Origin of the sequence: Taklimakanibacter albus, assembly GCF_016595235.1 — a bacterium.
Lineage (GTDB): Bacteria > Pseudomonadota > Alphaproteobacteria > Rhizobiales > Aestuariivirgaceae > Taklimakanibacter > Taklimakanibacter albus.
In genome coordinates, this window is the sequence record NZ_JAENHL010000008.1 from 1,140,108 (window position 1) to 1,165,988 (window position 25,881).

31 protein-coding genes are annotated in these 25,881 nt (G+C 61.9%); 18 read left to right on the forward strand and 13 right to left on the reverse strand.

Annotation, left to right across the window (positions count from 1 at the left end):
• The first annotated feature begins 61 nt into the window (after positions 1–61).
• Complete coding sequence (locus tag JHL16_RS28430; RefSeq protein WP_200188259.1) at positions 62–970, forward strand: SDR family oxidoreductase; 909 nt, start codon at positions 62–64, stop codon at positions 968–970.
• Between the two features lie 27 nt (positions 971–997).
• The gene (locus JHL16_RS28435; RefSeq protein ID WP_200188260.1) at positions 998–1,861 is read left to right on the forward strand and encodes a DMT family transporter; all 864 of its coding nucleotides are present in this window, start codon (positions 998–1,000) and stop codon (positions 1,859–1,861) included.
• Here JHL16_RS28435 and JHL16_RS28440 read toward each other — a convergent pair.
• Positions 1,851–2,318 carry an SRPBCC family protein gene (locus JHL16_RS28440; protein ID WP_200188261.1) on the reverse strand — a complete coding sequence of 156 codons (468 nt, stop codon included), beginning with the start codon at positions 2,316–2,318 and terminating at the stop codon, positions 1,851–1,853. The genes JHL16_RS28435 and JHL16_RS28440 overlap by 11 nt on opposite strands.
• Before the next feature lie 29 nt (positions 2,319–2,347).
• Complete coding sequence (locus JHL16_RS28445) at positions 2,348–2,656, reverse strand: metalloregulator ArsR/SmtB family transcription factor (protein WP_200188262.1); 309 nt, start codon at positions 2,654–2,656, stop codon at positions 2,348–2,350.
• Between the two features lie 274 nt (positions 2,657–2,930).
• On the opposite strand from JHL16_RS28445, the gene JHL16_RS28450 reads away from it, so the two are divergent.
• The 5 genes from JHL16_RS28450 to JHL16_RS28470 all read left to right on the forward strand — a co-directional run bounded on the left by JHL16_RS28450 (position 2,931) and on the right by JHL16_RS28470 (position 5,905).
• Positions 2,931–3,131 carry a hypothetical protein gene (locus JHL16_RS28450; protein WP_137853995.1) on the forward strand — a complete coding sequence of 67 codons (201 nt, stop codon included), beginning with the start codon at positions 2,931–2,933 and terminating at the stop codon, positions 3,129–3,131.
• Positions 3,132–3,179: 48 nt separating this feature from the next.
• Positions 3,180–3,701 carry a low affinity iron permease family protein gene (locus JHL16_RS28455; protein WP_200188263.1) on the forward strand — a complete coding sequence of 174 codons (522 nt, stop codon included), beginning with the start codon at positions 3,180–3,182 and terminating at the stop codon, positions 3,699–3,701.
• A 26-nt stretch (positions 3,702–3,727) separates the two neighbouring features.
• A complete protein-coding gene (locus tag JHL16_RS28460; protein ID WP_200188264.1) occupies positions 3,728–4,300 on the forward strand; it encodes a PRC-barrel domain-containing protein in 573 nt (190 codons plus the stop codon).
• Positions 4,301–4,427: 127 nt separating this feature from the next.
• Positions 4,428–5,438 carry an HWE histidine kinase domain-containing protein gene (locus JHL16_RS28465; protein ID WP_200188265.1) on the forward strand — a complete coding sequence of 337 codons (1,011 nt, stop codon included), beginning with the start codon at positions 4,428–4,430 and terminating at the stop codon, positions 5,436–5,438.
• Between the two features lie 260 nt (positions 5,439–5,698).
• Positions 5,699–5,905 (forward strand): CsbD family protein, encoded by a 207-nt coding sequence (locus tag JHL16_RS28470; RefSeq protein ID WP_200188266.1) that lies wholly within the window; start codon positions 5,699–5,701, stop codon positions 5,903–5,905.
• Positions 5,906–6,016: 111 nt separating this feature from the next.
• Here the strand turns inward: JHL16_RS28470 and JHL16_RS35475 are convergent, their stop codons facing one another.
• Positions 6,017–7,429: a histidine kinase dimerization/phosphoacceptor domain -containing protein gene (locus JHL16_RS35475; RefSeq protein ID WP_200188267.1), complete on the reverse strand. Its 1,413-nt coding sequence runs from the start codon at positions 7,427–7,429 to the stop codon at positions 6,017–6,019.
• Positions 7,430–7,508: 79 nt separating this feature from the next.
• On the opposite strand from JHL16_RS35475, the gene JHL16_RS28480 reads away from it, so the two are divergent.
• On the forward strand, positions 7,509–7,766 hold the full coding sequence (locus JHL16_RS28480) for a hypothetical protein (protein ID WP_200188268.1): 258 nt from the start codon (positions 7,509–7,511) through the stop codon (positions 7,764–7,766).
• 63 nt (positions 7,767–7,829) lie between these two features.
• Here JHL16_RS28480 and JHL16_RS28485 read toward each other — a convergent pair whose 3' ends face one another.
• Together JHL16_RS28485 and JHL16_RS28490 are read right to left on the reverse strand one after the other, a co-directional pair.
• Complete coding sequence (locus JHL16_RS28485) at positions 7,830–8,402, reverse strand: sigma-70 family RNA polymerase sigma factor (RefSeq protein ID WP_200188269.1); 573 nt, start codon at positions 8,400–8,402, stop codon at positions 7,830–7,832.
• Positions 8,399–8,530, reverse strand: a complete 132-nt coding sequence (locus tag JHL16_RS28490; RefSeq protein ID WP_348647291.1) for a NepR family anti-sigma factor — start codon at positions 8,528–8,530, stop codon at positions 8,399–8,401. The genes JHL16_RS28485 and JHL16_RS28490 overlap by 4 nt, the downstream gene beginning before the upstream one ends.
• A 255-nt stretch (positions 8,531–8,785) precedes the next feature.
• Here JHL16_RS28490 and JHL16_RS28495 point away from each other — a divergent pair, with 255 nt between their 5' ends.
• From JHL16_RS28495 to JHL16_RS28520, 6 genes are all read left to right on the forward strand, one after another.
• Entirely contained in the window at positions 8,786–9,589 is an 804-nt protein-coding gene (locus JHL16_RS28495) for a response regulator (RefSeq protein WP_200188271.1), read from the forward strand.
• A gap of 93 nt (positions 9,590–9,682) precedes the next feature.
• Positions 9,683–10,339: a TetR/AcrR family transcriptional regulator gene (locus JHL16_RS28500; protein WP_200188272.1), complete on the forward strand. Its 657-nt coding sequence runs from the start codon at positions 9,683–9,685 to the stop codon at positions 10,337–10,339.
• 89 nt (positions 10,340–10,428) lie between these two features.
• A complete protein-coding gene (locus tag JHL16_RS28505; RefSeq protein ID WP_210346101.1) occupies positions 10,429–11,535 on the forward strand; it encodes a polyamine ABC transporter substrate-binding protein in 1,107 nt (368 codons plus the stop codon).
• Between the two features lie 72 nt (positions 11,536–11,607).
• Positions 11,608–12,774 (forward strand): ABC transporter ATP-binding protein, encoded by a 1,167-nt coding sequence (locus tag JHL16_RS28510; RefSeq protein WP_200188273.1) that lies wholly within the window; start codon positions 11,608–11,610, stop codon positions 12,772–12,774.
• 3 nt (positions 12,775–12,777) lie between these two features.
• Entirely contained in the window at positions 12,778–13,752 is a 975-nt protein-coding gene (locus JHL16_RS28515) for an ABC transporter permease (RefSeq protein WP_200188274.1), read from the forward strand.
• Entirely contained in the window at positions 13,749–14,585 is an 837-nt protein-coding gene (locus tag JHL16_RS28520; RefSeq protein ID WP_200188275.1) for an ABC transporter permease subunit, read from the forward strand. Before JHL16_RS28515 ends, JHL16_RS28520 begins: the two co-directional genes overlap by 4 nt.
• A gap of 7 nt (positions 14,586–14,592) precedes the next feature.
• On the opposite strand, the gene JHL16_RS28525 is transcribed toward JHL16_RS28520, so the two are convergent.
• Genes JHL16_RS28525 through JHL16_RS28535 form a run of 3 tightly spaced genes read right to left on the reverse strand, consistent with a single transcriptional unit; the run spans position 14,593 to position 17,621 of the window.
• Positions 14,593–15,243 (reverse strand): LysE family translocator, encoded by a 651-nt coding sequence (locus tag JHL16_RS28525; RefSeq protein ID WP_200188276.1) that lies wholly within the window; start codon positions 15,241–15,243, stop codon positions 14,593–14,595.
• Positions 15,243–16,229: an acrylyl-CoA reductase (NADPH) gene (acuI, locus tag JHL16_RS28530; RefSeq protein WP_200188277.1), complete on the reverse strand. Its 987-nt coding sequence runs from the start codon at positions 16,227–16,229 to the stop codon at positions 15,243–15,245. Before acuI ends, JHL16_RS28525 begins: the two co-directional genes overlap by 1 nt.
• Positions 16,230–16,283: 54 nt before the next feature.
• Complete coding sequence (locus tag JHL16_RS28535) at positions 16,284–17,621, reverse strand: dihydroorotase (RefSeq protein WP_200188278.1); 1,338 nt, start codon at positions 17,619–17,621, stop codon at positions 16,284–16,286.
• Positions 17,622–17,683: 62 nt separating this feature from the next.
• Between JHL16_RS28535 and ygfZ the strand changes: the two genes are divergently transcribed.
• From ygfZ to JHL16_RS28555, 4 genes are read left to right on the forward strand one after another with little or no spacing between them, the layout of a single operon-like run.
• Entirely contained in the window at positions 17,684–18,538 is an 855-nt protein-coding gene (ygfZ, locus tag JHL16_RS28540) for a CAF17-like 4Fe-4S cluster assembly/insertion protein YgfZ (RefSeq protein ID WP_200188279.1), read from the forward strand.
• Complete coding sequence (locus JHL16_RS28545; RefSeq protein WP_200188280.1) at positions 18,535–19,152, forward strand: DNA-3-methyladenine glycosylase I; 618 nt, start codon at positions 18,535–18,537, stop codon at positions 19,150–19,152. The genes ygfZ and JHL16_RS28545 overlap by 4 nt, the downstream gene beginning before the upstream one ends.
• A 2-nt stretch (positions 19,153–19,154) precedes the next feature.
• Complete coding sequence (locus JHL16_RS28550) at positions 19,155–19,757, forward strand: YfbR-like 5'-deoxynucleotidase (RefSeq protein WP_200188281.1); 603 nt, start codon at positions 19,155–19,157, stop codon at positions 19,755–19,757.
• A 10-nt stretch (positions 19,758–19,767) separates the two neighbouring features.
• Positions 19,768–20,274, forward strand: coding sequence for a tyrosine phosphatase family protein (locus tag JHL16_RS28555; protein WP_200188282.1), 507 nt, complete (start codon positions 19,768–19,770; stop codon positions 20,272–20,274).
• Here the strand turns inward: JHL16_RS28555 and JHL16_RS28560 are convergent.
• The 5 genes from JHL16_RS28560 to JHL16_RS28580 form a co-directional block, all read right to left on the reverse strand.
• Positions 20,252–20,869, reverse strand: a complete 618-nt coding sequence (locus tag JHL16_RS28560) for a TetR/AcrR family transcriptional regulator (RefSeq protein ID WP_200188283.1) — start codon at positions 20,867–20,869, stop codon at positions 20,252–20,254. The genes JHL16_RS28555 and JHL16_RS28560 overlap by 23 nt on opposite strands.
• 38 nt (positions 20,870–20,907) lie before the next feature.
• Positions 20,908–21,342: a hypothetical protein gene (locus tag JHL16_RS28565; protein WP_200188284.1), complete on the reverse strand. Its 435-nt coding sequence runs from the start codon at positions 21,340–21,342 to the stop codon at positions 20,908–20,910.
• On the reverse strand, positions 21,339–23,087 hold the full coding sequence (locus JHL16_RS28570) for an ABC transporter ATP-binding protein (protein WP_200188285.1): 1,749 nt from the start codon (positions 23,085–23,087) through the stop codon (positions 21,339–21,341). Before JHL16_RS28570 ends, JHL16_RS28565 begins: the two co-directional genes overlap by 4 nt.
• Positions 23,084–24,802, reverse strand: coding sequence for an ABC transporter ATP-binding protein (locus tag JHL16_RS28575; protein ID WP_200188286.1), 1,719 nt, complete (start codon positions 24,800–24,802; stop codon positions 23,084–23,086). The genes JHL16_RS28570 and JHL16_RS28575 overlap by 4 nt, the downstream gene beginning before the upstream one ends.
• A gap of 202 nt (positions 24,803–25,004) precedes the next feature.
• Positions 25,005–25,862, reverse strand: coding sequence for a branched-chain amino acid aminotransferase (locus JHL16_RS28580; RefSeq protein WP_200188287.1), 858 nt, complete (start codon positions 25,860–25,862; stop codon positions 25,005–25,007).
• Positions 25,863–25,881: the final 19 nt, after the last annotated feature.

Consider the following 25,881-nt stretch of genomic DNA (forward strand, 5'->3'; position numbering starts at 1 on the left):
TCTTATTTATAAACGAACGATCATTTATAAACAAGTCCAAAACCAGTCCGTGGAGTATCTGATGACCTTGCAGGGAAAAGTCGCTCTCGTCGCCGGCGCCACCAGGGGTGCCGGACGTGGCATCGCGGTCGAGCTCGGCGCTGCCGGCGCCACCGTCTATGTGACGGGCCGATCAACGCGCCAGCAGAAGTCCGATTATCAGCGGCCCGAAACCATCGAGGAAACCGCTGAACTCGTTTCGGCAGCCGGCGGCAAAGGCATCGCCGTCCAGGTCGATCACCTCATCTCCGCCGATGTCGCGGATCTCGTGCGCCGCATCCGCGCCGAGCAAGGCCGGCTCGACATTCTGGTCAATGACATATGGGGCGGCGAGCATCTGTTCGAATGGAACAAGCCGGTCTGGGACCATAATCTCGAAAATGGCCTGACGCTGCTGCGCCGCGGCATCGACACACATCTCATCACGGCGCATCACGCTTTGCCGCTGATGATCGAGAACACAGGCGGGCTTCTCGTCGAGGTGACGGACGGGACCGCCGACTACAATGCCCAGCATTACCGGCTGTCGCCCTTCTACGATCTCGCCAAGGTGGCGGTAAACCGCATGGCCTGGGCCCATGCCAAGGATCTGGCGCCCCATGGCGCCACCGCGGTGTCAATCACACCCGGCTGGCTGCGCTCGGAAATGATGCTGGAAGCCTATAAGGTCTCGGAATTGAATTGGCGCGACGCGACGAAGATAGAGCCGCATTTCATCATTTCGGAAACGCCGCATTTCGTCGGCCGCGCGGTCGCGACCCTTGCCGGCGACCCCGACAAGGCGCGGTTCAACGGCCAATCGCTGTCGAGCGGTGGCCTCGCGCAGATATATGGCTTCACCGATCTCGATGGTTCCCGGCCCGATGCCTGGCGCTATGTCGTGGAGGTGCAGGATGCCGGCAAGTCGGCGGATGCGACGGGCTATCGCTGAGCCCTTATATCAGCCAGTAGTACGGGCATGAGCGATTCGTCTTCACGTCAGGCCACCGGCATCCTGCTGATGACCGCCGCGATGGTGTCGATTCCTTTGGTCGATGGCATCGCCAAATATCTGACCGCCACCCATTCGCCGCTGTTCGTCGGCTGGGCGCGTTATGCGGTGGCGGGCCTCATCGTGCTGCCCCTCGCGTTCCTGCGCAACGGGCGGCGGATCTTTCCGACCGAGCGGCGCGCTTCGCATCTCTTACGCACCTCCTTCCTCGCCCTGTCGATGACGCTCTATTTCCTGGCGCTGGCGCGCATTCCACTCGCCACCGCCATCAGCGCCTTCTTCATCGGTCCGATCATCGCGGTGGTTCTCTCCATCTTCATTCTGAAGGAGCGCATGACCTGGCCCAAAGTCACCAGCCTGGCGCTCGGCTTCATCGGCGCCATCGTCATCCTCAGACCGGGCGCGGCCCTCAATCCCGGTATTCTGCTCGCCTTCGGCGCCGGCTTATGCTTCGGCCTCTATCTGATCGCGACACGCTGGGCCTCGCAAAGCAGCGATCCGATCAAGACCCTCGCCTTTCAATGCGTGATCGGCACACTGCTTTTGACGCCCCAGGCGGCCTTGACCTGGACGACGCCGCAGTGGAACGAGTTCGGCTTCTTTCTGTGCCTCGGGCTCTTCTCTGCCTTCAGCCACATGATGTCAATCGCCGCCTTCCGCTTCGCCGAGGCGTCGCTCCTGGCGCCGCTCGTATATCTGGAGCTGATCGGCGCGGCGCTCATCGGCTACTACGCCTTTGGCGAAATACCCGACGCCTATACGATCATCGGCGCCGGGTTCATCATCGCCGCGGGGCTGATCCTGCTCAAACGCAGCAGAGCTAGGCTTTGAGGAATTCTTCGAGGCGGTCCCAGGTTTCGACCGCGCCACCCTCGGCGCCCGATTGCAGCATGCCGTCTCGCGCCGCCAGGGTCTGAAAGACGGAACGCGTCGTCACCTTGGTGGCACCACCCGTCTCCTCGAAATCCACCGTCTCGAGCAGCACATGCTCAGGCATCATCTCGAATTCGAAGGTGCGGACCAGTCTCTCGGGTGCCCGGCTCTCATGAAAGACGCCGCGGAAGGCATATTCATTGCCGGACGGATCGCGCTGGATGAAACGCCAGAGTCCGCCATGGCGCGCGTCGAGCTTGTCCACCACCGTCGTAACGATGCGCGGTCCCCACCATTTGGGGATCGCCAGGGGATCGACATGGGCGCCGAACACCTTGGCCCGCGGGGCGGCGAAGCTGCGGATCATAACGATCTCCTGCTTGCCGGGCTCAGCAATGAACTCAGTCTTACTCATCAACGCTACTCCTTGATTGAACTTTTGAACTATCTGGTGAGGAACTCGTCGAGACGGTCGAAACTCTCGTCCCAGAAGGCGCGATAGTCCCACATCCATTTGGAGACCTCTTTCAGCGGCTCGGGCTCGATCCGGCAGGGCCGCCACTGGGCGCGGCGCCCCTGCGACACGAGCCCAGCGCGCTGCAGCACCTTGAGATGCTTGGACACGGTCGGAAGCTTGAGATCGAAGGGCTCGGCCAGCTCGTTCACCGTGACCTCGCCCTGGGCGAGGCGCGCCAGGATGGCCCGGCGAGTCGGGTCCGCCAGCGCGTGAAAGGTAAGACTGAGCTGGTCCACTTCTTATTCTCCCGATCAGCTAATTAGCTACTTGGCAGAATACTAGGGATTTCGCGTCTGTCAACGGGCGCAGAACAAGAATAATCCGATCCGGCAGGCTGACAGGTTCCGGACGTGGAACTTATGGCAACCAGATCTTACGGCTAAGGCATTGGCCTTCCACGTCATCTTGGAAAAATACGGAACCAAGTCGGAAAGCGGGCGTTGACGAAGTGAGTTTCCGGCCCGGAGACGGCCTGGATGCTCTCCCCTCTTTCCCAAAATGGAGACGATCATGACCAATCGTAATCCGCAGGATCCCAAGATGCAGGACCCGAAACACGTTCAGGGCCAGAAGCCGCAGGAGGATCAACGCCAGAAGCAGCACCAGGCGGAGAATCCGGACCGCAACAAGCAGCAGGGCGGATTCGATCCTAACAAGGATCGCCAGCAGGGCAGCGACGAGCCGATCCGTCAGCCGGATCAGAGCCGCTAACGATTCAGAGGGGCGCCGTTTTCGGCGCCCCTTTCTTTCGCAATCCAGATGAGCTCCACGCTCCAGACGAAATTCGCGCAAGCGACATCCTTCATCGCCCGCCAGGCCGGCAGCCCCTTGGCGTTCGCGGCGGCTGTGTTGCTGATTGCTCTCTGGGCGGTTGCCGGTCCCTTTCTCGGCTATTCGGACGTCTGGCAACTGACCATCAACACGGCAACGACGATCGTCACCTTCCTGATGGTCTTCGTGCTGCAGAATTCGCAGAACCGCGACACGGAAGCCCTGCAGATCAAGATAGACGAGTTGATCCGTGCCACTGAAGGCGCCCAGAATGCGCTGCTCGATCTCGAAAACCTTCCGCAGGACAATCTCGACACTTTTCGCGATCATTATCGCAAGCTGGCCGAGCATGCGCGCAGCAAAGGCTTCGATCTTGCCTCGGTCGTCGCCGGCATGGAGGCAGAGAAGGAAATTCTCCAGCGCGGAAAGCGCGTTCGCCCACGGACTCGCAAGCGCAAAGCTGCGACACGGCGAAGGAACCTCGCTCGTGAAGAGGCGTTAGCTCCATGACGGCCACGATCAAAAGGAGTTTCATCATGAAGAGATTTGCCCTTTCGGCAATCTCGCTCGCGGCTCTCATGGCGAGCGGAATCGCTATTGCGCAAACCACACCTGACCAGCAGCCCGCTCAGGATACGCAACAGAAGCAGGACTGCGTCGCCAATCCTCAGGCGGAAGGCTGCCCGACCCAGCCGCAGGCGCAGCAGCCGGCAACTCCGTCGCCGGATGCCAGCGCGGCCTCGGCAGTGACCATCGACGCCAGCAAAGCCATGCTGGTGACGCGCATCATCGGCAGCAGCGTTTATGCCGGTGACGAAAATGTCGGCGACGTCAACGATCTGATCTTCGACGACAAGGGCACGATCCAGGCAGCGATCATCGGCGTCGGCGGCTTCCTCGGCATGGGCGAGAAGGATGTCGCGGTGCCGCTCAGCCAGATCAATGCGATGCGTGACGAGACCAACGCGATCAAGCTGACGATCATGGCCTCGCGCGAGGAGCTGGAGAAGGCGCCGGCGTTCGACAAGACCCTGTTCCTGGTCAAGACGCCGAAGCCCGACACGACCTTGCCAAGTCCGGGCGGATCCACGACGACACCTCAACAGTAATCGAACTGGTCCGGCGGGCGGAACCCGCCGGACTTTTCCCAAGAAAGCGTGAGACAAATTGGTTTGTATGCGAATGTGTATAGAGTAGTGTGCCGTGCTTTCCAGTGACAGACCGCAAGCGAACATCGTGCGACAGACGGCCAAGGGCAGCAAAACGGGAAAAAGAAAACGCGCCGCCACCACGGTCGCGATGCCGGACGATATCGCAGCCGCCGCCAATCTTTCAGGCGCGATGCTTTACCATCAGGACAAGAACCTCAAATATGTCTGGGTGAACAACCCGCCGTCGGGTTATCTGCCGGCACAATTCGTCGGCTTTGGCGATGAGGATGTCTTCTCGACCGAAACGGTGAACATCATCGTCCCGGCCAAACGCAAGGCGCTCGAAAGCGGCGAAACGCAAACGGTCGAATTCCAGATGGCGGTGGACGGCAAGCCGCGCTGGTTCGAGCTGCGTATCGCTCCCCTCGGCAAAGCGAAATCACGCAAGGGTCTGCTCTGCGCCGCCATCGACATCGGCGAGCGCAAACAGACGGAATATCACATGCGCGTCCTGCTGCTCGAGCTGGCGCACCGCTCCAAGAATCTCCTGGCGGTCATCCAGGGCATTGCCAACCGCACCGCCCAGACATCCTCGACCATCGATGAGTTCAATCAGCGCTTCTCCGGGCGGCTGATGTCGCTGTCACGCGCCCATGACATTCTGACCGACGAGAATTGGCGCGGCGCGGCGATGAGCCAGCTCATCCGCACCCAGGTGCTGCTCTTTGCGGGCAAGGCGGCGGAACGCGTGCATTACAAGGGCGACCAGGTCTCGCTCAGGCCCTCGGCGGCGCAGCATGTGGCGCTCGCTCTCTATGAGCTCACCGCCAACGCCCTCAAATTCGGCGCCCTGTCCGCCGAGACAGGCGAAGTCGAGATCAGCTGGGCTTTGCGCAAGAGTTCCGCCGGCGCCATGTTCCAGATCCTGTGGAATGAAAAAGGTGGCCCCAAGGTCACGCCGCCCAATACACGGCATTTCGGCCGGGTGTTGCTTGAGGAGGTCGTGCCGCTGTCAGTTCAGGGCAAGGCCAAGCTCAGCTTCACGCCTGATGGCATCAGCTACAGCCTGACCATGCCGCAAAGCGAGCTCATCTGATTCTTAGTTTGGCGCGGGATCGGACGGAAAACCGGCGCCCACTTTTCCTGGCCACGCGCTTGCGCGCGTCCCGGTGAAGTGGAATCACTTCACCGGCAAGGACCCGCGCCAGCTCAGTATGTTAGAGCAAATCCTTATCGCCAAAGCCCTCAACTTGGCGGGATTTGCTCTGGAACCATTGCACCGCCGCTCCGTTGACACCAGGAGCGAGCGGTTTCCATTCGCTCATCATCAGCAGCTTGCAAGCATTGGAGGACCCCATGAACTGGGATCGCATCGAAGGCAATTGGAAGATCTTCAAGGGCCAGGCCCAACAGCAGTGGGGCAAGCTCACCAATGACGATCTCGACGTCATCGCCGGCAATCGCGAGGAGCTGGTCGGTCGGATCCAGAATACTTACGGCATCGCGCGCGACGAAGCGGAAAAACAAGTGGCGCTGTGGGAAAAGGATCGCAAGGTATTTTAAGACAGAACAAGGCGACTACCTGGAGCGCCGGTTCATCTGAGCCGGCGTTTTTTTGCTTGCTCTTACGCATCGGCTTGCCCGAAAACCGCACGCACTTTTCGGGCCGATGCTTTACGCCGCGAGCGCATCCTTGCCGAAATCGAGCTGAATGCGGGTGCCGCGGCGCGGTCCCGTCGGCTGCACGTGATCGCGGCTGACATTGGCGCGCAGGCTCGCCGACAGGGCTTCGGTGATCTGGCTGCCGAGGCCACCCTTATTGGCGCTGCCCTCCTCGAAGCCGGCCCCGTCATCTTCAACGGTGAGGCGCAAGGGTTTCTTGTCGCGGTCACCCGCGAGCGTCACCTTGATTTCCACCGGACCTTTGCCCGCATGTTTGATGGCGTTGTTGATCGCCTCGGTGACGATCACTCCCATGCTCACCGCGTCGTGGCTCGGCGCCACCACCTCATCGGCGCTCAGCGAAATCGTCACGCGGTCATCACCACCCAGAGCCGAGCGCAAGTCCTGGAGCAGGCTGTCGAGAAAGTGATTGACCTCGACGAGATCATTGCTGCCGGTGAGGCGCACGCGCCGTTGCGCCGAGGCAATGGCGTGAACGCAGCCGCGTACCGATTCGAGGATCTCGCGGGCCTCCTGGCTCTCGATGCGCGCGCCATGCATGCCGAGCAGCGATGAAACGATCTGCAGGCTGTTGCCGACACGGTGATTGAGATCGGCGAGCAGTGCTTCGGCGCGATCCTTCTCGCGCTGGATCTCGGCCTTGGCGGTCTCTAGCTCAGCGGTGCGCTGGCGCACGCTCATTTCGAGCTGCGTATTGAACGCGGACAGAACGCGTTCGCTGGCCTTGAGCAGATTGACCCGTCGGCGCAGCCCGAATAAGGCGCCGATGCATAGCGCGGCGGACAACAGAAATGAGGCCACCGAGGCCGCCGCCAGCCACCAGCGGCCGCTCTCGCTGTCGCTCAAATTCAGTTCCTGCTTGATCGTAGCGCTGCCGGCGATTTCGTTCAGAAGCCGCTCGACTTCGTCGAGCGAGGCCTCGTTGGCGCGGTTGAAGGCGGTATTATAGGCGAAGTCGATACCGCTGGCGCGCCGTCCGGTCACCGCTCCCTGGAAGCGCTGGGCGCGCCCGGCCAACCTGTCTCTCAGCACCTCGACGACGCCCAGATAGCGCTTGGAGCGCGTCGCCAGCGCGGCAAGGTCAGCAAGCCTGTCCTCCAGCGCCGCCTCGGCGCGGGCATGTTCTGACAGAGACGCCTCATCGCCGGAAATGATGAAGTTCTTGGCGGCAATCTCCTCGGCCCGCACCGCATTGAGGAGCTCGAGGCTCGCCACGCGGACCTCGTTCGCCTCGCCCGCCTGCGCGTTGCGATTGGCGGTCTGCCAGGACAGATAGAGGGAGAGAGCCGCGACCAGCAGCAAGACGCCAAGGCCAAGCAGAAGCGCTGCGCTGCTCGCCTCCTCGCGCATGCGCCAAAAGCTGCTCTTAGTCAGGAGCGATCCGATACGGCTTGGCGAAGACACGTGTCGTTCTTCCTTCCGGCCGGGAACCCTGCCGTTATCCCCGCATTGTTATTAAACAACATTGTGAAAGGGTACAACAATGACAAAATCGATCGTCAATGAGGCGATTGCCGATGCGTCAAAAGTCTTCGACACACCCATGGCGGTGGTCGATGCCAAAGATCTTTCACGTGACGAAAAAATCAAGATCCTCAAGAACTGGGAACTCGATGCACGGCGTCTGGTATCATCGGGTGACGAGAACATGATTGCCGAACGGGGCCCGCCGCGCAGTCGCTTGCCGGAAGTCCAGGCGGCACTCCGGGCACTCGAAGTCGAGCCCGTCGCCTCGACCTGATCACCGACCGGCTTTGATATGGCAAGAGCGCCGATGGAAATCGGCGCTCTCTCTTTGACTGTCTTACTCCGACTTGCCGGAAGTGCCGCTCTGGCGCAACGCCGAGAAAGTCGCCTCAGCGGTCGGATCAGGACCGATATCGGCGGTGCTTTCGATATTGAGGCGTTTGGCCAGATGGGTGCGGGCGCGGTTGACACGGCTCTTGATGGTGCCGATCGCCACGCCGCAGATCTTGGCGGCATCCTCATAGGAGAAGCCGGAAGCACCCACGAGGATCAGCGCCTCGCGCTGGTCGTCGGGAAGCTTCTGCAAGGCGGCTTTGAAGTCCACCATGTCAAGATGGCCGTATTGGGCAGGATGGGTGGCGAGCGTAGCGGAATAGCGACCCTCGACATCCTCGATCTCGCGCCGGCGCTTGCGGATCTCGGAGTAATAGTGATTGCGCAGGATGGTGAAGAGCCAGGCCTGCAGATTTGTGCCCTCCTCGAACTTGTCGAGATTGGACCATGCCTTGACGATCGTCTCCTGGACCAGATCGTCAGCCAGATCGGTGCGGCCGCACAGCGAAACCGCAAAAGCACGCAGTGAACGCACCGATTGCAGCATCTCATCGGTTATTTGCGGCGTCAGCTTCATTCCTTGGTACGACCTTCGAGCTTGGCCAAAAGATCGAGAATTTCCTTCGGCAACGGCTCGGCCGCGACCTCGTCATAGACGGCCTTCAACTTTCGGCCGATATGAACCTGGACCTGACGATCGAGCACGGGTTTAGTTCCTGATTTGAGAGGCCGGCCTACTCCGGCCGTCCCGGTTTCATCTTTCGACATCTATGAATTTGGCCTGCCTCGGCAGCACCCCTTCTGATTGTAATTTCAGCACCACATCCCCTTAACTCTCATCCCCCCGTCAGGTTTCCTAGGGTAGGGAAAATTTTTTTAGGGGTCGGAACCAGTGGGCTCGGCGGGCGTTATAGAGGACCAGTTATGTTGAAAAATACGCCAGAGGATCGAGGGAACGGCATGGCCATCGCACAGAAAATTGCTCCGCATATTCCGTATCTTAGACGGTATGCCCGGGCTCTTACGGGCAGCCAGAAATCAGGTGATGCCTATGTCGCGGCAGTGATTGAGTCTCTGCTGACCTCGCCGCAATCCTTCAATACGGAAATAAATCCCAAGGTTGCGCTCTATCAGGTCTTCACCAAGCTCTGGCGCTCGCTCAGCGTGAACCGCCAGAAATCCGGCAGCACGAATTTCGACCATGACATCGACAGCCGGCTCGACATCATCACGCCGCCGGCGCGCCAGGCCTTCCTTCTCCTCTCGATCGAGGATTTCAGCAATGAAGAGGCCGCCGCCATCCTTGATGTCAGCCCGAAGGAGCTCGACGGGCTGATGGCCCAGGCCGGCCGCGAGATCGCCGAGCAGATCGCCACCAATATCCTCATCATCGAGGATGAGCCCATCATCGCGATGGATATCGAACATATCGTGCGCTCGCTCGGCCATGAGGTGGCGGGCATCGCACGCACCCATAATGAGGCCGTGGCTCTCGCCCGCAAGGGCGGCATCGGCATGGTGCTGGCCGATATCCAGCTCGCCGACGGCAGCTCGGGCATCAATGCGGTGAACGAGATCCTGCGCAATATCGAATTGCCGGTGATCTTCATCACCGCCTATCCCGAGCGCCTGCTGACCGGCGAGCGGCCGGAGCCGACTTTCCTCATCACCAAGCCGTTCCAGCCGGAAACGGTGAAAGCGGTGATCAGCCAGGCTCTGTTCTTCGAATCGGCCGCTCACACCCTGACCCGGCAAAGCGCTTAATGCCGGATTGACGAAGGCGGGCCATTGATCCTAGCTTTGCCTTTCGAGCGGCCCCGAATCCCCATCGGCCGCCAGAGGGCGCATGCCTGTGTGATGGCTATATTCGAACCGACGACCGTCATCGGCCGCAAGGCCTCGAAGGAAGTACGCCGCCAGCAGCTGATCGAAGCCACCATCGATGTGATGGCGCGCAAGGGTTACTCCGGCACAACCATGTTCGACGTCGCCAAGGCGGCGGGGCTGTCGAGCGGCATCGTCAATTTTCATTTCGAGACCAAGGAGCGGCTCCTCGTCGAGACGCTCAAATATCTGGCCGAGGAATATCGCGCCAACTGGCACAAGGCGCTGAACGCCGCCGGCGCAGGCCCGGCCGAGCAGCTCGTGGCACTCCTGTTCTCCGATTTCAATCCCGACATCTGCTCGCCGCGCAAGCTTTCCGCCTGGTGCGCCTTCTGGGCCGAAGCGCAAAGCCGACCAACCTATCTCGAACATTGCGGCTCGAATGACGAGGAATATTCCGCCATCGTGCTCGATCTATGCGGAAAGATCATCAAAAAGGGCCGCTACCCTCTGTCGCCCGAGCTCATCGCGCGCGCCCTCGATGCGGTGCTCGAAGGCCTGTGGCTCGATCTCATGACCATGGCCAAGCCCTATTCACTGGATGACGCCAAGCAGACGATCGCCGCCTGCCTGCATGCTTTCTTTCCCAAGCATTACCCACCCGCAGGAGAAGGAATCCGGTCCAATTGAAACCACTTGAGGCACCCTGCGGCCCGAACTATGATTGAATGATCATTCAATGAAACGGCCGCAGAGCCGGTAACCAGGGAGCAAGCATAATGGCGATTACCAGACGCACCGCGATTCAGCTTATCAGTGGCACGATCATCTCAGCGCCTTTCGTTAAAAGGGCGCGCGCCGAAGAAGGCAAAGTCCATGTCTATAACTGGGTGGACTATATCGGCGAGACGACGCTCGAGGATTTCAAGAAGGCCACCGGGATCGAAGTCGTCTACGACACCTATGACTCGGCCGAGACGGTCGAGGCCAAGGTCATGGCGGGCTCGACCGGCTATGACGTCATCGATATCGCTTCGGTCAACCTGCCGCGTTTCATTCCGGGCGGCGCTTTCGAGAAGCTCGACAAATCGAAACTGCCCAATATCGTGAATATGGACCCGAAGATCATGGCGGTCCTCGCCGACCGCGATCCGGGCAATGAATATGCAGTCCCCTATATGTGGGGCACGGTAGGCACCACCTACAATGTCGACCTGGTCAAGGAGCGGCTGCCCGGCGCCGATCTGAAGTCGCTCGATACCCTGTTCAAGCCTGAGAACATCTCGAAGCTTGCCGACTGCGGCATCAACATGCTGGAGAGTCCCGGCGACATCGTGCCGATGGTGCTCAAATATCTTGGCCGCGATCCCGATTCCGAAAAACAGGAGGACTATGACGCGGTGGTCGAGGCCTTCAAGCCGATCCGCCAATATATCAAGACGTTCGACTCGGCGAATTATCTCAACGCGCTGCCCAACAAGGAACTGTGCGTGTCGGGCACATGGTCGGGCGACTATGCCACCGCGGCAACCCGCGCCAAGGAAGCCGGCGTCGAGATCAAGCTGCAATATGAAGTGCCCTCCTCCGGTTCGCCCGCCTGGTTCGACGTCTTCGTCATTCCGGCCGACGCGCCCAACAAGGAGGCCGCCTACAAGTTCGTGAACTACCTGATGGATCCGGAAGTCATCGCCAAATGCACGAACTTCACCAACTATGCCAATGCCAATGTCGCGGCGAAGCCGTTCATCGACAAGGGCGTGCTCGAAGACCCCGCGGTCTATCCGAGCGATGACATCATGAAGACCCTCTTCGTGCCCAAGATGCTGTCGCAGCAGGGCGAACGTCTCCGCACCCGCGCCTGGAACAGGATAAAGTCGGGCTCATAACCCCACTGTATCGAAACCCGGTATCGCAAGATGCCGGGTTTTCACGTTCAGGCGACAGGAGCGCAGCAGACAATGGACGTAGACACGAAGCCCCCCGGCAGCGAAAGTGGCGACAAACCCTGGCTCGATCAGAAAGCTAAACCCTTCATCCGCATCGACGGCGTGACCAAAAAATTCGGCGAGTTCACCGCCGTCGACAATGTCAGCCTGGATATCTTCAAGGGCGAGCTCTTCGCCCTCCTCGGGGGATCGGGCTGTGGCAAGACCACGCTCTTGCGCATGCTGGCCGGCTTCGAGACGCCGACAGCGGGCCGTCTCTTTCTCGACGGCCAGGACATGACCGAGCTCCCGCCCTATGAACGTCCCGCCAACATGATGTTCCAGTCCTATGCGCTGTTCCCGCATATGACGGTGGAGAAGAATGTCGGCTACGGCCTCAAACATGAGGCTTTGACCGACGCCCAGCGCAAGGACCGCGTCAAGGAGCTGCTCGATCTCGTGCAACTGACGCCGCTCGCCGGGCGCAAGCCGCATCAGTTGTCGGGCGGACAGCGCCAGCGCGTGGCCCTCGCCCGGGCGCTCGCCAAACGGCCCAAGGTGCTGCTCCTCGACGAGCCTCTGGGCGCGCTCGACAAGAAGCTGCGCGAGCAGACGCAGTTCGAGCTCATCAACATCCAGTACAAGCTCGGTGTGACTTTCATCGTCGTGACCCACGATCAGGAAGAGGCGATGACGCTCGCCACCCGCATCGCGGTGATGGACCGGGGCCTCATCCGCCAGATCGGCACGCCGACCGAGATCTATGAATTCCCAAGGACGCGCTTCGTCGCCGACTTCATCGGCTCGATCAATATCTTCGATGGCGAAGTGAAGAGCGTGGCCAAGAACAAGGTCACCGTCGCAGCGCCCGCGCTGGGCGCCGATGTGATCGTCGAGCACACTGGCACAATGCCCGCTCCCGGTGCCAAAGTCTCGATCGCGGTGCGCCCCGAGAAGATCGCCATCGAGCGCAAGGAACCCGGAGCCGACGCGACCGGCAACACCATCGCCGGCAAGGTCATCGATCTCGGCTATTTCGGCAAAGATTCGCTTTACCGGGTCAAGCTTCCTTCCGGCACCATGGTGCGCGTCAACGCGGTGAACAGCCGGCGCGCCGACGAGAATGAACGCGTGGCGGTGTGGGAAGACAATGTCTGGCTCACTTTCGCGCCCTCCTCCGTCATCATCCTGACGGAGTAGACCATGGCCGCGCTCGCTCCCGCTCCGCAAGCCGTGCAAGGCGATGAAAGCCATCTGCCGAAAGCCCATAGCTGGCGGCAATGGCTTGACCGCGAGGCCTGGCGCAAGACGATCATCGCCATACCCTATCTGTGGCTGCTGTTCTTCTTCATCGCCCCCTTCTTGATCGTGCTGGCGATCAGCGCGGGGACCTCGCAAGTGGGCATCCCGCCCGTCATCTGGAAGAGCACGTTCCCGTTCGGCACGCTCGACAACTATGTCTTTCTCACCCAGGACGACATCTATTGGCAGGGCTATCTCAATTCGCTCAGGAACGCGGCGATCTCGACCTTCTTCGCGCTCCTCATCGGCTATCCGATGGCGCTCGGCATTGCCCGCGCCTCAAGCACCTGGCGCAATGTGCTGCTGCTCCTCGTCATCCTGCCCTTCTGGACCTCGTTCCTGTTGCGCGTCTATGCGTGGATCGGGCTGCTCGGCAATACCAGCTGGTTCAATCGCGGCCTGACCTCCATCCTCGCGACTTTCTTTCCCTTCTGGGTCACGGGCGACCACATACAGATGATGAACACGAATTTCGCCGTCGTGCTCGGCATCGTCTATTCCTATCTGCCCTTCATGATCCTGCCGCTCTACGCAACGCTCGAAAAACTCGACCGCACGCTCGATGAAGCGGCGATGGATCTGGGCTCCAAGCCGTGGGAAGTCTTCAGGGACATCACCCTGCCGCTGTCGCTGCCCGGCATCATCGCCGGCGCCATGCTGGTCTTCATCCCGGCGACCGGCGAATATGTGATCCCCTCGCTCATGGGCCGTGGCGACAGCCCGATGATCGGGCGCGTGCTGGCGGACGAGTTCTTCCAAAACCGCGACTGGCCGGTCGCCTCGGCCGTCGCCGTGGCGCTGCTCGCGGTGCTGGTCATCCCGATCATGATCTACAACTTCTTCCAGGCGCGCGAAGCGCGGAGGAGCGCATCATGAAACGCCGTCCCTATTTCCTGATCTTCGCGCTGATCTTCGGCTACGCCTTCTTCTATGTGCCGATCGCGTCGATGATCTTCTACTCCTTCAACAAGTCGAGGCTCGCCACCGTCTGGGGCGGCTTTTCGACTGAATGGTATGGCAAGCTCCTCGACAATCAGCAGGTGCTCGACGCGGCGTGGCTCTCCTTACGCATCGCTTTCGTCAGCGCGACCGTCGCGACAATCCTCGGCACCATGGCCGGCATGGCGCTCGCCCGCTTCGCGCGCTTCCGCGGCCGCACATTGTTCTCAGGTCTCGTCTCGGCACCGCTGGTGATGCCGGAAGTCATCACCGGCATCTCGCTGGTGCTGTTCTTCATCGCGCTCAACGGCATGATCGGCTGGCCAACCCGAGGCTTTACCACCATCACGCTCGCCCATATCACCTTCTCGCTGTCCTATGTGACGGTGGTGGTGCAATCGCGGCTCGCTTCGATGGACCGCGCGGTCGAAGAGGCGGCGATGGATCTGGGCTCGAAACCCTTGCGGGTGCTGTTCGATGTGACTTTGCCGATCATCGCCCCCGCCATCATCGCCGGCTGGCTGCTCTCCTTCACGCTGTCGCTCGATGATGTGGTGATCACCGCCTTCACCAACGGGCCGGGATCGACCACCTTGCCGCTCTACATCTTCTCGAAAGTACGACTCGGCGTGACGCCCGACATGAATGCTCTCGCCACCATCATCGTCGTCCTGGTCGGCAGCGGCGTCGCCATCGCCGGCTGGATCATGCATCGGGCCGACAAGAAGCGCGAACGCGATGTGCAGATGGCGATCGCGGCGAATAAATGACCGAAGGCTAGAGCGTGATGGCGAAGTAGCGCAGGATCAGATTGCCGAGGATGACGACACCGAAGACGGCGATCGCCACGCCGGCCCAGATATTGAGCCGGACCAGCGTGTAGCTGGTGACACGGCCTTTGATATGGGTGACGAGATAGGTGACGAAACCCCACCAGAGCAAGGTGCCGAGAATGACGCCCACCACCGCATTGAGCGGGCGATAGGGCACGCTGCCCAGGTCAAGCACGCCGCCCAGGCCGCTGAAGATGGCGAAGAAGCCCAGAAGCGCGCCCGGATTGGTGACGGTGAGGAAGAAGCAGGTAAAACCCTTGCGCACATAGGCGCCGCGGCCGAGATCGGAAAGCGAGAGCTCGGCATCCTTGACGTGATGCATCGCGGTGCGCACGCCGATGAAAATGAGAAGCAGCCCGCCGACGATCTGGATGGCCTGCGAATGGGCATGAACCCAGTCCTCGACCCAGCGCACGCCATAGGCGGCGAGGGTGGCGAAGAGCGCATCGCCGGCGATCGAACCCGAGGCGGCCGCCATGCCACCCGCCATGCCGGCGCGTAGCGCCGAACGGATGACGGTGAGATTGACCGGGCCCAGGGGCGCGGTGACCGCGATGCCGATGGCCATGCCGATGGCGATGAGTTCGGGATCCATCAGAGGTCGATCACCACGCGGCCGCGGATCTTGCCGGCGATGATGTCGGCGGCAAGCGCCGCCACATCATCGAGCTTCGCATGGCTCGTCAGCTCCTTGAGCTTGGTCATATCGAGATCATGGGCGAGACGCGACCAGGCTTCGACCCGGCGGGTCAGCGCGGCGGTCACCGAATTGATGCCGATGAGCTTCACGCCGCGCAGGATGAAAGGCGCCACCGATGCCGGCAGGTCCATGCCCTGCGCCAGGCCGCAAGCGGCGACAGCACCTTCGGGCAGGATCTGCGAGAGCACATTGGCGAGCGTCGTCGAGCCGACGGCATCGACGGCGCCGGCGAATCGGGCTTTGGCGAGCGCCTTCACCGGTCCGGAAAACTCGTTGCGGTCGATGATGGTCGAGGCGCCGAGGCTCTTGAGAAAGGCCTCCTCCTCCGGCCGGCCGGTCGAGGCCGCCACCTTGTAGCCGAGCTTGGACAGGACGGCGATGGCGATCGACCCGACGCCGCCGGCGGCGCCGGTAACCAGAATCTCGCCATCCTCAGGCTTCACCCCTTGGCGTTCGAGCGCGATGATGCAGAGCATGGCGGTGTAGCCGGCCGTGCCGATGGCCATGGTCTGGGCGGTGGTCATGGTGTCCGGCACCGCGACCAGCCAATCACCCTTGACGCGGGCAAGACCGGCATAGCCGCCATGATGGCCCTCGCCCACACCCCAGCCATTGAGGATGACCTTGTCGCCCGCCTTGATCAGGCGATGGCCCGACTCGACCACGGTGCCGGCAAAGTCGATGCCTGGGATCAAAGGATAGTGCCGGATGATCGGGGCGCGGCCGGTGACCGCCAAGCCATCCTTGTAATTGACGGTCGAGTGCTCGACGGCGACCGTCACATCGCCCGGCATGAGATCGGCCTCGCCGAGGGTCACGAAATCGAGCTTCTGCCCCTTCTCCGTCTTGCTGACCAGAATGGCGCGGAATTGGCTGCTCATAAATATTGGTTCCCCTCGATCAACCCCTCTCTCCGGACGGGTTTCATCGTTTTGTTATACAGAGGGGAGCGCTTCCATGAAAGCGATGGGTTGTCCCTGGGCAGCCCCCAGAATCTCAGCCTCCCACATCACCCGCCGGCCACGGATGATCGTGCCGATGGGCCAGCCCTGGACCTCGACGCCGTCATAGGGCGTCCAGCCGGCCCGGCTCTCCATCCAGCCATTGGTGATGGTCTGGCGGCGCTTCAGATCGACGATGGTGAAGTCGGCGTCATAGCCTTCAGCGACGCGGCCCTTGCCGGCAATGCCGAAGATGCGGCCCGGTCCATGGCTCGTCAGATCGACAAAACGCTCGAGCGTCAGGCGGCCTTTGTTCACATGATCGAGCATGATCGGTACCAGGGTCTGGACGCCGGTCATGCCGGAAGGTGACTCAGGGTATGGTTTTGCCTTCTCGGCCAACGTATGCGGCGCGTGGTCGGATCCCAGCACATCGACGACGCCCGCCTGGAGCGCCCGCCAGATCGCGGCGCGATGCGGCTCATCACGCACCGGCGGATTCATCTGAGCCTTTGTGCCGAGACGCTCATAGGCCTCGGGCGCCACGAGGGTGAGATGGTGCGGCGTCACCTCAACCGTCGCCAGGTCCTTGTTGGCGGCGAGCAGCGGCATCTCGTCGGCGGTCGAGATATGCAGCACATGGATGCGCTTGCCATGCTTGCGGGCGATCCTGAGCAAACGTTCGGTGCATAAGCGCGCCGCTTCCGCGTCACGCCAGATCGGGTGGCTCGAGGCATCACCGGCGCGCTGCTCGGTCTTGCGGGCCTTCAGGCGAAACTCATCCTCGCTGTGAAAAGCGGCGCGGCGCCTGATCTGCGAGATGATCAGATCGATGCCCTGGTCGTCATCGACCAGAAGATCTCCGGTGGACGAACCCATGAAGACCTTGGTGCCGGCGCAGCCCGGCAGACGCTCGAGCTCGGGCAATTGCTTCGCGTTCTCGCGGGTGCCGCCCATGTAAAAGGCGAAATCGCAGAACATCCGGTTGGTGGCGCGCTTGACCTTGTCAGCCAGGGTCTCGGCCGACGTCGTCAAGGGCTTGGTGTTGGGCATTTCGAAGACGCCCGTGACGCCGCCCGCCACCGCCGCCCGGCTGCCGCTCTCGAGATCTTCCTTATGCTCGGCCCCCGGCTCACGGAAATGCACCTGGCTGTCGATGACGCCCGGCAGGACATGCAGGCCGGTGCAATCGATCACTTCTCCGGCACTCGGCCGGCCAAGGTTCCCTATGGCGGCGATCCGCCCGGCCCTGACACCCATGTCCCGGATTCCCACGCCATCCTGATTGACGACGGTTCCGCCTTTCAAAACAAGATCATAGCTGGCGGTCATCGGAGCTCCTTGAATAGATTCGGCAGCATTCGTAGATGTGTCCTTCCGGAGGTGCAATATCCATGCAACGCCTGCCTTTCGCCACCCAGAAACTCCCATCCCGCGCAGTCATCACAGTCAGCGGCGAGGGCGCCAAGGATTTCCTGCAAAATCTGATCACCACCGACATCGAAGGGCTCAAACCCGGCGAGGCGGCCTATACCGCCCTTCTCCAGCCGCAAGGCAAGATCCTGTTCGATTTCTTCATCCTGGCCCAGGACGGACATTATCTGATCGACTGTTCCGCCGCCCAGCGGGCCGATCTCATCAAGCGGCTGACCTTCTACAGATTGCGCGCCAAGGTGACGATCGCCGAGAGCGACGAGGAGGTGGGTGTAGCCCCGGTCAAGCCGGCCAACGGGGCCTCCTTCACCGACCCGCGCGCGGCCCAGCTCGGCGCCAGGCTCATCGCTGCCAAAGGCAGCCTGCCTGCGGGCGAAGATGACGCCTATCGCGGCGGCCGCATCAGGCTCGGCCTCGCCGATACGGACGAGGATATCGGCTCAGGCGACTTGTTTCCGCATGAGGCCAATCTCGACCAGCTGGGCGGGGTGAGCTTCAAGAAGGGCTGCTTCATCGGCCAGGAAGTCGTCTCGCGCATGGAGCATCGCGGCACGGCACGCAATCGCATCGTGCCGGTCTATGCACCGAAGGGCGCTCCCGCCAAGGGCACCGAGATCAAGGCCGGCGACAAGCTTGTCGGCACGCTGCTGTCCTCCGCCGGCAGCGACGGGCTGGCCCTCATCCGGCTCGACCGGCTGAAGGACGCGGTCGAGTCCGGAATCGGGCTGCTGACAGAGACCGGGCCCGTCCATGTTAGGAAGCCGGCCTGGGCGCGATTCGACGTCGCCCTTCCGAAGGACAATGAGGACGAATGAGCAAGACCACCGAATCGGTGATCAAACATGCAGACGGCATCCACCGCTGCTTCTGGTGCGGCACGGATCCCGTCTATGTCGCCTATCACGACGATGAATGGGGCGTGCCCGAATATGATTCCCGTGCGCTGTTCGAGAAATTGCTCCTCGACGGCTTTCAGGCCGGTCTTTCGTGGATCACCATCCTGCGCAAGCGCGACGCCTTCCGTGAGGCCTTCGACGGCTTCGAGCCGGAGATCATGGCGCGCTACAATGCGCGCAAGCTGGCGAGCCTGATGAAGAACGAAGGCATCGTGCGCAACAAGCTCAAGGTCGAGGCCAGCGTCACCAACGCTCAGGCCTATCTGGCGCTGTCGGAGCACCAGGACTTCTCGACCTATCTGTGGAACTTCATCGGCGACGGACCGCTGCAGCATCGCTTCCGCAGCCGCAAGGACGTGCCGGCCGCCACGCCTTTGGCGGAGACGATCTCGAAGGATCTCAAGAAACGCGGCTTCCGCTTCTGCGGTCCGACCATCGTCTATGCCTTCATGCAGGCCTGCGGCCTCGTCAACGACCATATGGTGACCTGCCACCGCCATGGCGCTCACATCGACAGCAAGCGGCCGACATAACCATGCCGCCGCGCAAAAGCGATGAGCCGCGCGCCTGGCAGCGCATGCTGTCGGGACGCAGGCTCGACCTCCTCAATCCCTCGCCGCTCGACATCGAGATCGAGGACATCGCCCATGGACTGGCGCGCGTGGCGCGCTGGAACGGCCAGACCAAAGGGCCGCATGCCTTCTCGGTGGCGCAGCATTGCCTCCTGGTCGAGGCGCTGCTCGTCCATGCGCATGACAATCTCGACCGCCAGGCAAGGCTCGCAGCCCTTCTCCATGATGCTCCCGAATATGTGATCGGCGACATGATCTCGCCTTTCAAGGCCGCCCTCGGCGTCGATTATAAAGCCTTCGAGCATAAGCTTCTCGCCGCCATTCATCTGCGCTTCGGGCTGCCGCCGCACTGTTCCGAGGCGCTCAACAAGAAAATCAAGAAAGCCGACCATATCGCCGCCTATCTCGAGGCGACCCAACTGGCGGGGTTCAGCGTGGAAGAGGCTGGGAAATTCTTCGGCAGGCCGACGGGCCTCGATGGGGCGCGCGGCTTCCATGCGCTGCGCCCCCTTGCGCCCAATGACGCGGAAGCGGCATATGTGCGCAAGTTCAAGCAGCTCCTGTAAGCAAAGTCAGATGGAAATCATCGTCAGCCCGCTCTCCGCCGTGCAGCTCCTGGTCAACCGCCACAAGGTAAGCCATGTGGTGAGCCTTCTCGGCCCCGAGACGCCGCATCGCACCTTCTCCGGCATCACCGACGGCAATCACCTGAAGCTCACCTTCCACGACATCACGGCGCCGGCGGAAGGCTTCACCGCACCTGCCTCGGATCATGTCGAGCAGCTCATCGGCTTTCTGAAGTCACGCCAGGGCGATGATCCGATGCTCATCCATTGCTGGGCCGGAATCAGCCGGTCGACGGCCTCGGCCTTCACCGCCATGTGCCTCTACAATCCCGATGCCGATGAGTACAAGCTCGCCCAGCAATTGCGCGCGCTCTCGCATGTCGCCACCCCCAACCGCCGCATCGTCGCCTTCGCCGACGACATGATGGGACGCCAGGGCCGCATGGTCGATGCGATCGATGCGATCGGGCGCGGCGAGGACGCCTATGAAGGCGTCATCTTCCAGTGGAAGATCTAATCCTCAAGGCCTGATGGCAAAAGGCGCGGATCCCGTCGATGAGAGCCTCTCGCTCGGCCGGCTTGGGACTGACGATCACCGAATCCACCGCGCCATGCACGGCGTGAAACAGCATCAAGGCCGATAGATTCGCATCCTTTGTAGTCCACGCCCCGCGGCGCGCCCCTGCCGCGAGGAGGGCCGCAAGCTGCGTGATCACCGGATCGTCATGTCCGATGCGCAGATGCGACGAAACATGTTCATGAAACACCAGATCATGCAACGCCACATGATCCAGATAGCCGTGGACCACGGTTTCGATCCAGGCGTCCAGACGGTCGCTCCAGGCCTCTACCGGAGGTCCGTCCATGGCCTTGGTCAGACGGGCGCAAAAGGTCGCGACAAAGCGCTCCCGCAAAGCGACAAGCACGTCTTCCTTGGTCTTGAACTGCAAGTAGAACGTGCCCTTGGCAACGTCCGCCTGCTTCACGATCTCATCGACGCTGGTGGCGGCGAAGCCTTTCTCCAGAAACAGCGCCTGGGCGGCGTCCATGAGCTCCTCACGGCGAATTTCGGCTGGCTTGGTGCGCGGACGCTTGGCGGTGCTGGCGATCATGCTGGCTAATCTGGCTGGCGTTGGGAAAGAATGCAATCTTATGGATTCTCAAGACTCCTGGCGATCCTCGAACGGTCCAGCTTGATGCGACGGGTCAACAGGCCGTTCTCCTCGATCCAGTCGAGCGCCGCGCCGATATCGATGAAGAGCCGGGCCGGAACGCCGAAGAGCCGCTCGGCATCGATGCGGCTCATCCGCTCATAGTGGCCGGGCAGCACGACGGTCGCGATGCCGCCGACGAGACGGCGCAGGCGGCCGCGATTCTCCCAGAGCCAGGCTTTCATCTCCTGAGCCCCGCCGCGCGGCCGCAAATGCGCGTCGTCGTCGGCGAACGCACGCAGCGCGACGAAAGGCTCACCGCGATCCAGCCAGCATGTCCATTGCGCCAGGAAATCGAGCTGGTCATCGAGGGTGGTGGTGCCGCGGGCGCGGGAGACGACCAGCGGCCAATATGTCAGATCATGGCGGATCATTCCAGGTCCTCCGGAAGAGATACGAGCCGGGCATAGACTCCGTTGCGCGCCATCAGCTCTTCGTGACTTCCCTCCTCGGCGACCCTGCCCTGATCAAGAACGACAATGCGATCGGCGCTGCGGATGGTCGACAGCCGATGCGCGATGATGAGGACCGTGCGATTGCGGCGCACTTCCTGCAGCGCCATCTGGAAGGCGCGCTCATTCTCGGTGTCGAGGCTCGATGACGCTTCATCGAGGATCAGGATCGGCGCATCGAGCAGCAAAGCACGGGCAATGGCGATGCGCTGGCGCTGACCACCGGAAAGCCGCGCCCCTCTTTCACCACATGAGGCGGCATAACCATCAGGCAGCTCACGAATGAAGCCATCCGCCTGGGCCAGCCGGGCGGCTTCCTCGACCGCGGCCATCGGCGCATCGGGACGACCGAGACGGATATTGTCGGCGACCGTCTCGTTGAACAGATGCACGTCCTGGGGGACGTAAGCGACGATCTTACGCAAGGCCGCGATGGGCAAATGACGAATATCGCGGCCGCCAATGCTGATGCTGCCTGACGCTACATCCCAGAAACGCAGGAGCAGATTGGCGCTGGTGCTCTTGCCGGCGCCGGATGAGCCGACGAGCGCCACGGTTTCACCGGCGCCGATCGTGAAATCCGCTCCCTTCAGCACCGAAGCGCGATCGCCACCATAAGAGAATCCAACCTTCTCGAAACGCACCGCTGTATCCGCCGCGGGCTCCAGCCGTCCTTTGTCCGCGATCTGCGGCCTTTGGTGAAATATAGTCAGAATTCGCTGAGCGCCGGCGCGCAGTTCGCCGAGCTTGCGGGCCGTCTGGGTGACTTCGACAATGGGCGTCAACGCCGCGCCCGCGACGACGATCACGAAAGGCAGCAGCGACCGGTCGAGTCTCCCCTGCTCGATCAAGCTGATCGCCACGAGTGTCGCGACCAGGATGGCCAATGCGGTGAGCATGTCGATGGCGGCATATTCGAGCCCGGCGCGCGAGCCGTAGCGGCGTTGCGCCGCGGCCAGAAGCCTGGTCTGGGCAAGAAGGCGATCGAGGAAATCGCGCGCCCGGCCGAAGATGGCGAGCTCGCGCTGCCCCTGGATCATCTCGACGGTCTCGGCATTGAGCAGGCCGAGCTTCTCCATGACCAGCTTGCCCTGATCGCCAGCGCGGCGCGCCAGCCAGAAGGGCACCGAGGCGACAGGCGGCAAGAAGGGGAACAAAGCCATGGCGATAAGGGGATGGACGAAAGCGAGCGCAACAAGAGCGACCAACGGCACGACGATGGCTCCGATGTAATCGGCAAGCGTGTGGGCGTAGAACATCTCCATCAGCTCGGCATCGGCGGTCGCTACGGCCGCCAGCTCACCGGTCCGCCGCCCGAGCACATAAGCTGGTGCTGAACAAGCGAGGCCGTCATAGATGCCGACCTGCAGCGTCTCGATGAGCGCGAAAGCGAGATCATGCGAGATATAGGCCTGCCACCAGCGCGCCGCCGCCGTCGCCAGGACCAGCACAGCGAGAAGCCAGAAGCCTGGTATCAGGCTCTCAGGCGCCGGTCCTGAGATCGCATGGCCCACGAGCCAGCCGCCGAAGGCAAGGCTCGCCAGCAGGCCGAGCTGCGCCAATATTCCAGCGAGAATGGTGAGGACGAGGACCAGCTTCCGGCTGCGCATCAGAGGAATGAGATTCAGCAGTCCGGTGCGCTCATGAGTCATCACAGTGTCGGTCATGCGGCTTCTCCCTGCGCGAGCATCAATCTGGAATAATGTTCGCCGCGTCTTTCGAGCTGATCATGCGGGCCTTCCTCGACGATGCGGCCGTCCGCCATCACCAGAATGCGATCCGCCTTGCGGATGGTGGAGAGACGATGGGCGATCACCAAAGTGGTGCGGCGGCGGGCCAGGGCGTCGAGCGAGTCCTGGATCGCCTTCTCATTGCGCGGATCGACGCTGGAGGTCGCCTCATCGAGCAGCAGGATCGGCGCGTCCTTGAGGAGCGCGCGGGCGATGGCGATGCGCTGACGCTGGCCGCCGGAAAGATGCGCACCACGTTCGCCGATCTCCGTCTCGTAGCCTTTGGGCAGGCTCAGGATGAAGGCGTCGATATGCGCGGCCTGCGCCGCCGCCTGGATCTCAGGCATCGTGGCCGACGGCTTGGCGAGCCGCAGATTGTCGGCGATCGTGCCGTGGAACAAATAGGTGTCCTGCGATACGACACTTATCAACGAGCGCAGCGTATCGAGCGGCAGGTCACAAATATTCGTGCCGCCAATGCGGATGACACCCGCTTGAGGATTGAAGAGGCGCAGGAGCAGCGAGATGACCGTCGACTTGCCAGCACCCGACGGGCCGACCAGCGCCACGAACTCATTCTCCTTGACGGTGAAGGAGACGGAACTCAGGGCAGGCTTGGCGTCGTCCTCATAGTTGAAAGCCACGCTTTCGAAGGAAATGTCCGTGTGCCTGGGCAGTGAAGCCGGCCGCTCCGGCTCGCTCACCAGCGGTGCGGCCGCCAAGAGCTCGGCGATCGGCGCCGCGGCGCCGCTTGCCGACCAGGCGGTGTGAAACTCCTTCTCCAGGCGCTCGAGCGGGCGGAAGGCTTCACGCGCCAGGAACAATGCCATGAAAAGTGCGACGGGCGCCAGATCACCGGCGGCGACACGCCAGCTGTTGAAGGAGAGAACGACGGCAATACCGAGAAGCGTGATGAGGCCGGTGAGGCCCGTGCGCATCAAAGTCACGGCGAGCGCCGCCATCGCTTCACGGCGCAGATCGCCGGCGCGGTCCGCGAGCGCGGCGCGACGCCTGTCGATCGCATGAAAGGCCTTCAGCGTGACGATGCCTTGCAGGCTGTCGAGCAGATAGGCGCCGAACTCCCCCATCGCGACGAAGATGCCGGAGGATTTTGGCATGCGCCAACGCAGCCAGAAAAAGTCGGCGATCGGAAGTGCGGCGACAAATGCGCCAAGCAGCAAGGCAGAGCGCCAATCCACGAAGGCGAGGCCGAGAAGCACCGAAAGGCACCCGAAGACGGCGACAAAGACCGCCGGCAGATAACGGCTGTAATAGCTCTCCAGCGCCTCGACGCCGGCGACGATGGTCGTCTGCAAGTCGCCTGTCTTGCGCCGCGCGGCGGCCCCCGGCCCGATCTCGATCAGACGGGTGAGCAGTTTGCGGCGGAGCTCCTCCTTGGTGGCGAGCGCCGTCGCTTGGGCAGCCATCTCGGCGAGCCAGGCCAGGCCGCCACGGATCAGAACGACCGAAGCAAAGCCGAACAGCCAGGGCACGGCGCCGGCCAGACCGCCTTCCGCGATCAACGCCGCCAGAATGAGGGCAAGAAGCACACCTTGCAGGAGATAACACCCGGTGATTAGCGCCCCGATCATGACACTCATGGCGATCTTCGATCGTACCGGCCAAGCCAGGTCCAGCAGCTGCCTGCTCATCACGTCACTCCATCATTGCCTCCTCTTTATTGACTGACTGTCAGTCATTTGTCAAGAATGCAAGAAGCATCCCTGCGGAGAGGTTATCCGGAGGACGCGGAGAGTTCCTTTGATCGGCCTGGCTGATGTCCGGCCGCACTCGATCTGTCCGCAACGTGGCGGAACCAAAACAAGGTCAAATGTGGGAAAAGGCTACGGTGCTTCAGCCGCCATGCGCGAATTCCCAATAGAGCTCACGCGCTTTCTTGAACAAGGGTCCGGGCTGAAGGTCGCGCGTTTCGAGGCGCGTCACCGGGATAACCTTGCCGTAATTGCCGGTCGAGAAGACTTCATCGGCGGCCAGCACTTCCGGCCATGAGACGACGCGCTCGAACACCTCGATGCCGGCCTTGCGCAGAAGCTTGATGACGCGCTGGCGGGTAATGCCGTTGAGCAACGTGCCGTTGGGGATCGGCGTGTGCACGGCACCGTCCTTGGCATAGAACAGATTGGAGGTGGTGAATTCCGACACCTTGCCCACCGGATCGAGAAGCACCGCATTGTCGAAGCCACGCTTCTGCGCCTCGCGCACGGCGCGGCCGGAATTGGCGTAGTGGCAGGCCGCCTTGGCGTCGGTCGGGGCATATTCATAGGACGGGCGGCGGAAGCTCGACAGCGCGGCCGAGAAGCCTTTGGGCGCCGGCATCGCCGATTCATAGACCGAGATCGCATAACGCGTCTCGACCGGGCCGGGATCGAGGAAATTGGTTTCGGCCCAGAACATCGGGCGCAAATAGAGTGGCGTGTTCTTCGCGAACTTGCCGATGCCGTCGCGGATCAGCTCTTCGATGGCGCCGGCCTTCAAGGGGGTGAGCCCGAAAGCCAGGGCGGAACGCTCACAGCGCTGGCAGTGCATATCGAGATCGGGCGTCACGTCTTCGAAGGCGCGTCCACCGTCAAATATGGCCGAACCGAGCCAGGACGCATCGCTCCACGGCCCCATGAGGGCCGGATTGCCCTGCCGCCACTCGCCCTCGAAATAAGTCCAGCATTTGCTGTTGTCGTATTGTGAAATTGCCATTCTTCGTTCTCCCATTGTC

What these genes read in the sequence shown, in the direction of transcription:
- JHL16_RS28440 (WP_200188261.1), bottom strand. Translation starts at nt 2,318, where the DNA reads ATGAGTAAGACTGAGTTCATTGCTGAGCCCGGCAAGCAGGAGATCGTT.
- JHL16_RS28580 (WP_200188287.1), bottom strand. Translation starts at nt 25,862, where the DNA reads ATGGCAATTTCACAATACGACAACAGCAAATGCTGGACTTATTTCGAG.
- JHL16_RS28510 (WP_200188273.1), top strand. Translation starts at nt 11,608, where the DNA reads ATGGACGTAGACACGAAGCCCCCCGGCAGCGAAAGTGGCGACAAACCC.
- JHL16_RS28450 (WP_137853995.1), top strand. Translation starts at nt 2,931, where the DNA reads ATGACCAATCGTAATCCGCAGGATCCCAAGATGCAGGACCCGAAACAC.
- JHL16_RS28485 (WP_200188269.1), bottom strand. Translation starts at nt 8,402, where the DNA reads ATGAAGCTGACGCCGCAAATAACCGATGAGATGCTGCAATCGGTGCGT.
- JHL16_RS28545 (WP_200188280.1), top strand. Translation starts at nt 18,535, where the DNA reads ATGAGCAAGACCACCGAATCGGTGATCAAACATGCAGACGGCATCCAC.
- JHL16_RS28505 (WP_210346101.1), top strand. Translation starts at nt 10,429, where the DNA reads ATGGCGATTACCAGACGCACCGCGATTCAGCTTATCAGTGGCACGATC.
- JHL16_RS28500 (WP_200188272.1), top strand. Translation starts at nt 9,683, where the DNA reads ATGGCTATATTCGAACCGACGACCGTCATCGGCCGCAAGGCCTCGAAG.
- JHL16_RS28525 (WP_200188276.1), bottom strand. Translation starts at nt 15,243, where the DNA reads ATGGATCCCGAACTCATCGCCATCGGCATGGCCATCGGCATCGCGGTC.
- JHL16_RS28555 (WP_200188282.1), top strand. Translation starts at nt 19,768, where the DNA reads ATGGAAATCATCGTCAGCCCGCTCTCCGCCGTGCAGCTCCTGGTCAAC.
- JHL16_RS28515 (WP_200188274.1), top strand. Translation starts at nt 12,778, where the DNA reads ATGGCCGCGCTCGCTCCCGCTCCGCAAGCCGTGCAAGGCGATGAAAGC.
- acuI (WP_200188277.1), bottom strand. Translation starts at nt 16,229, where the DNA reads ATGAGCAGCCAATTCCGCGCCATTCTGGTCAGCAAGACGGAGAAGGGG.
- JHL16_RS28575 (WP_200188286.1), bottom strand. Translation starts at nt 24,802, where the DNA reads ATGAGCAGGCAGCTGCTGGACCTGGCTTGGCCGGTACGATCGAAGATC.
- JHL16_RS28470 (WP_200188266.1), top strand. Translation starts at nt 5,699, where the DNA reads ATGAACTGGGATCGCATCGAAGGCAATTGGAAGATCTTCAAGGGCCAG.
- ygfZ (WP_200188279.1), top strand. Translation starts at nt 17,684, where the DNA reads ATGCAACGCCTGCCTTTCGCCACCCAGAAACTCCCATCCCGCGCAGTC.
- JHL16_RS28535 (WP_200188278.1), bottom strand. Translation starts at nt 17,621, where the DNA reads ATGACCGCCAGCTATGATCTTGTTTTGAAAGGCGGAACCGTCGTCAAT.
- JHL16_RS28565 (WP_200188284.1), bottom strand. Translation starts at nt 21,342, where the DNA reads ATGATCCGCCATGATCTGACATATTGGCCGCTGGTCGTCTCCCGCGCC.
- JHL16_RS28520 (WP_200188275.1), top strand. Translation starts at nt 13,749, where the DNA reads ATGAAACGCCGTCCCTATTTCCTGATCTTCGCGCTGATCTTCGGCTAC.
- JHL16_RS28430 (WP_200188259.1), top strand. Translation starts at nt 62, where the DNA reads ATGACCTTGCAGGGAAAAGTCGCTCTCGTCGCCGGCGCCACCAGGGGT.
- JHL16_RS28455 (WP_200188263.1), top strand. Translation starts at nt 3,180, where the DNA reads ATGAGCTCCACGCTCCAGACGAAATTCGCGCAAGCGACATCCTTCATC.
- JHL16_RS28480 (WP_200188268.1), top strand. Translation starts at nt 7,509, where the DNA reads ATGACAAAATCGATCGTCAATGAGGCGATTGCCGATGCGTCAAAAGTC.
- JHL16_RS28435 (WP_200188260.1), top strand. Translation starts at nt 998, where the DNA reads ATGAGCGATTCGTCTTCACGTCAGGCCACCGGCATCCTGCTGATGACC.
- JHL16_RS28550 (WP_200188281.1), top strand. Translation starts at nt 19,155, where the DNA reads ATGCCGCCGCGCAAAAGCGATGAGCCGCGCGCCTGGCAGCGCATGCTG.
- JHL16_RS28560 (WP_200188283.1), bottom strand. Translation starts at nt 20,869, where the DNA reads ATGATCGCCAGCACCGCCAAGCGTCCGCGCACCAAGCCAGCCGAAATT.
- JHL16_RS28495 (WP_200188271.1), top strand. Translation starts at nt 8,786, where the DNA reads ATGGCCATCGCACAGAAAATTGCTCCGCATATTCCGTATCTTAGACGG.
- JHL16_RS28570 (WP_200188285.1), bottom strand. Translation starts at nt 23,087, where the DNA reads ATGACCGACACTGTGATGACTCATGAGCGCACCGGACTGCTGAATCTC.
- JHL16_RS28460 (WP_200188264.1), top strand. Translation starts at nt 3,728, where the DNA reads ATGAAGAGATTTGCCCTTTCGGCAATCTCGCTCGCGGCTCTCATGGCG.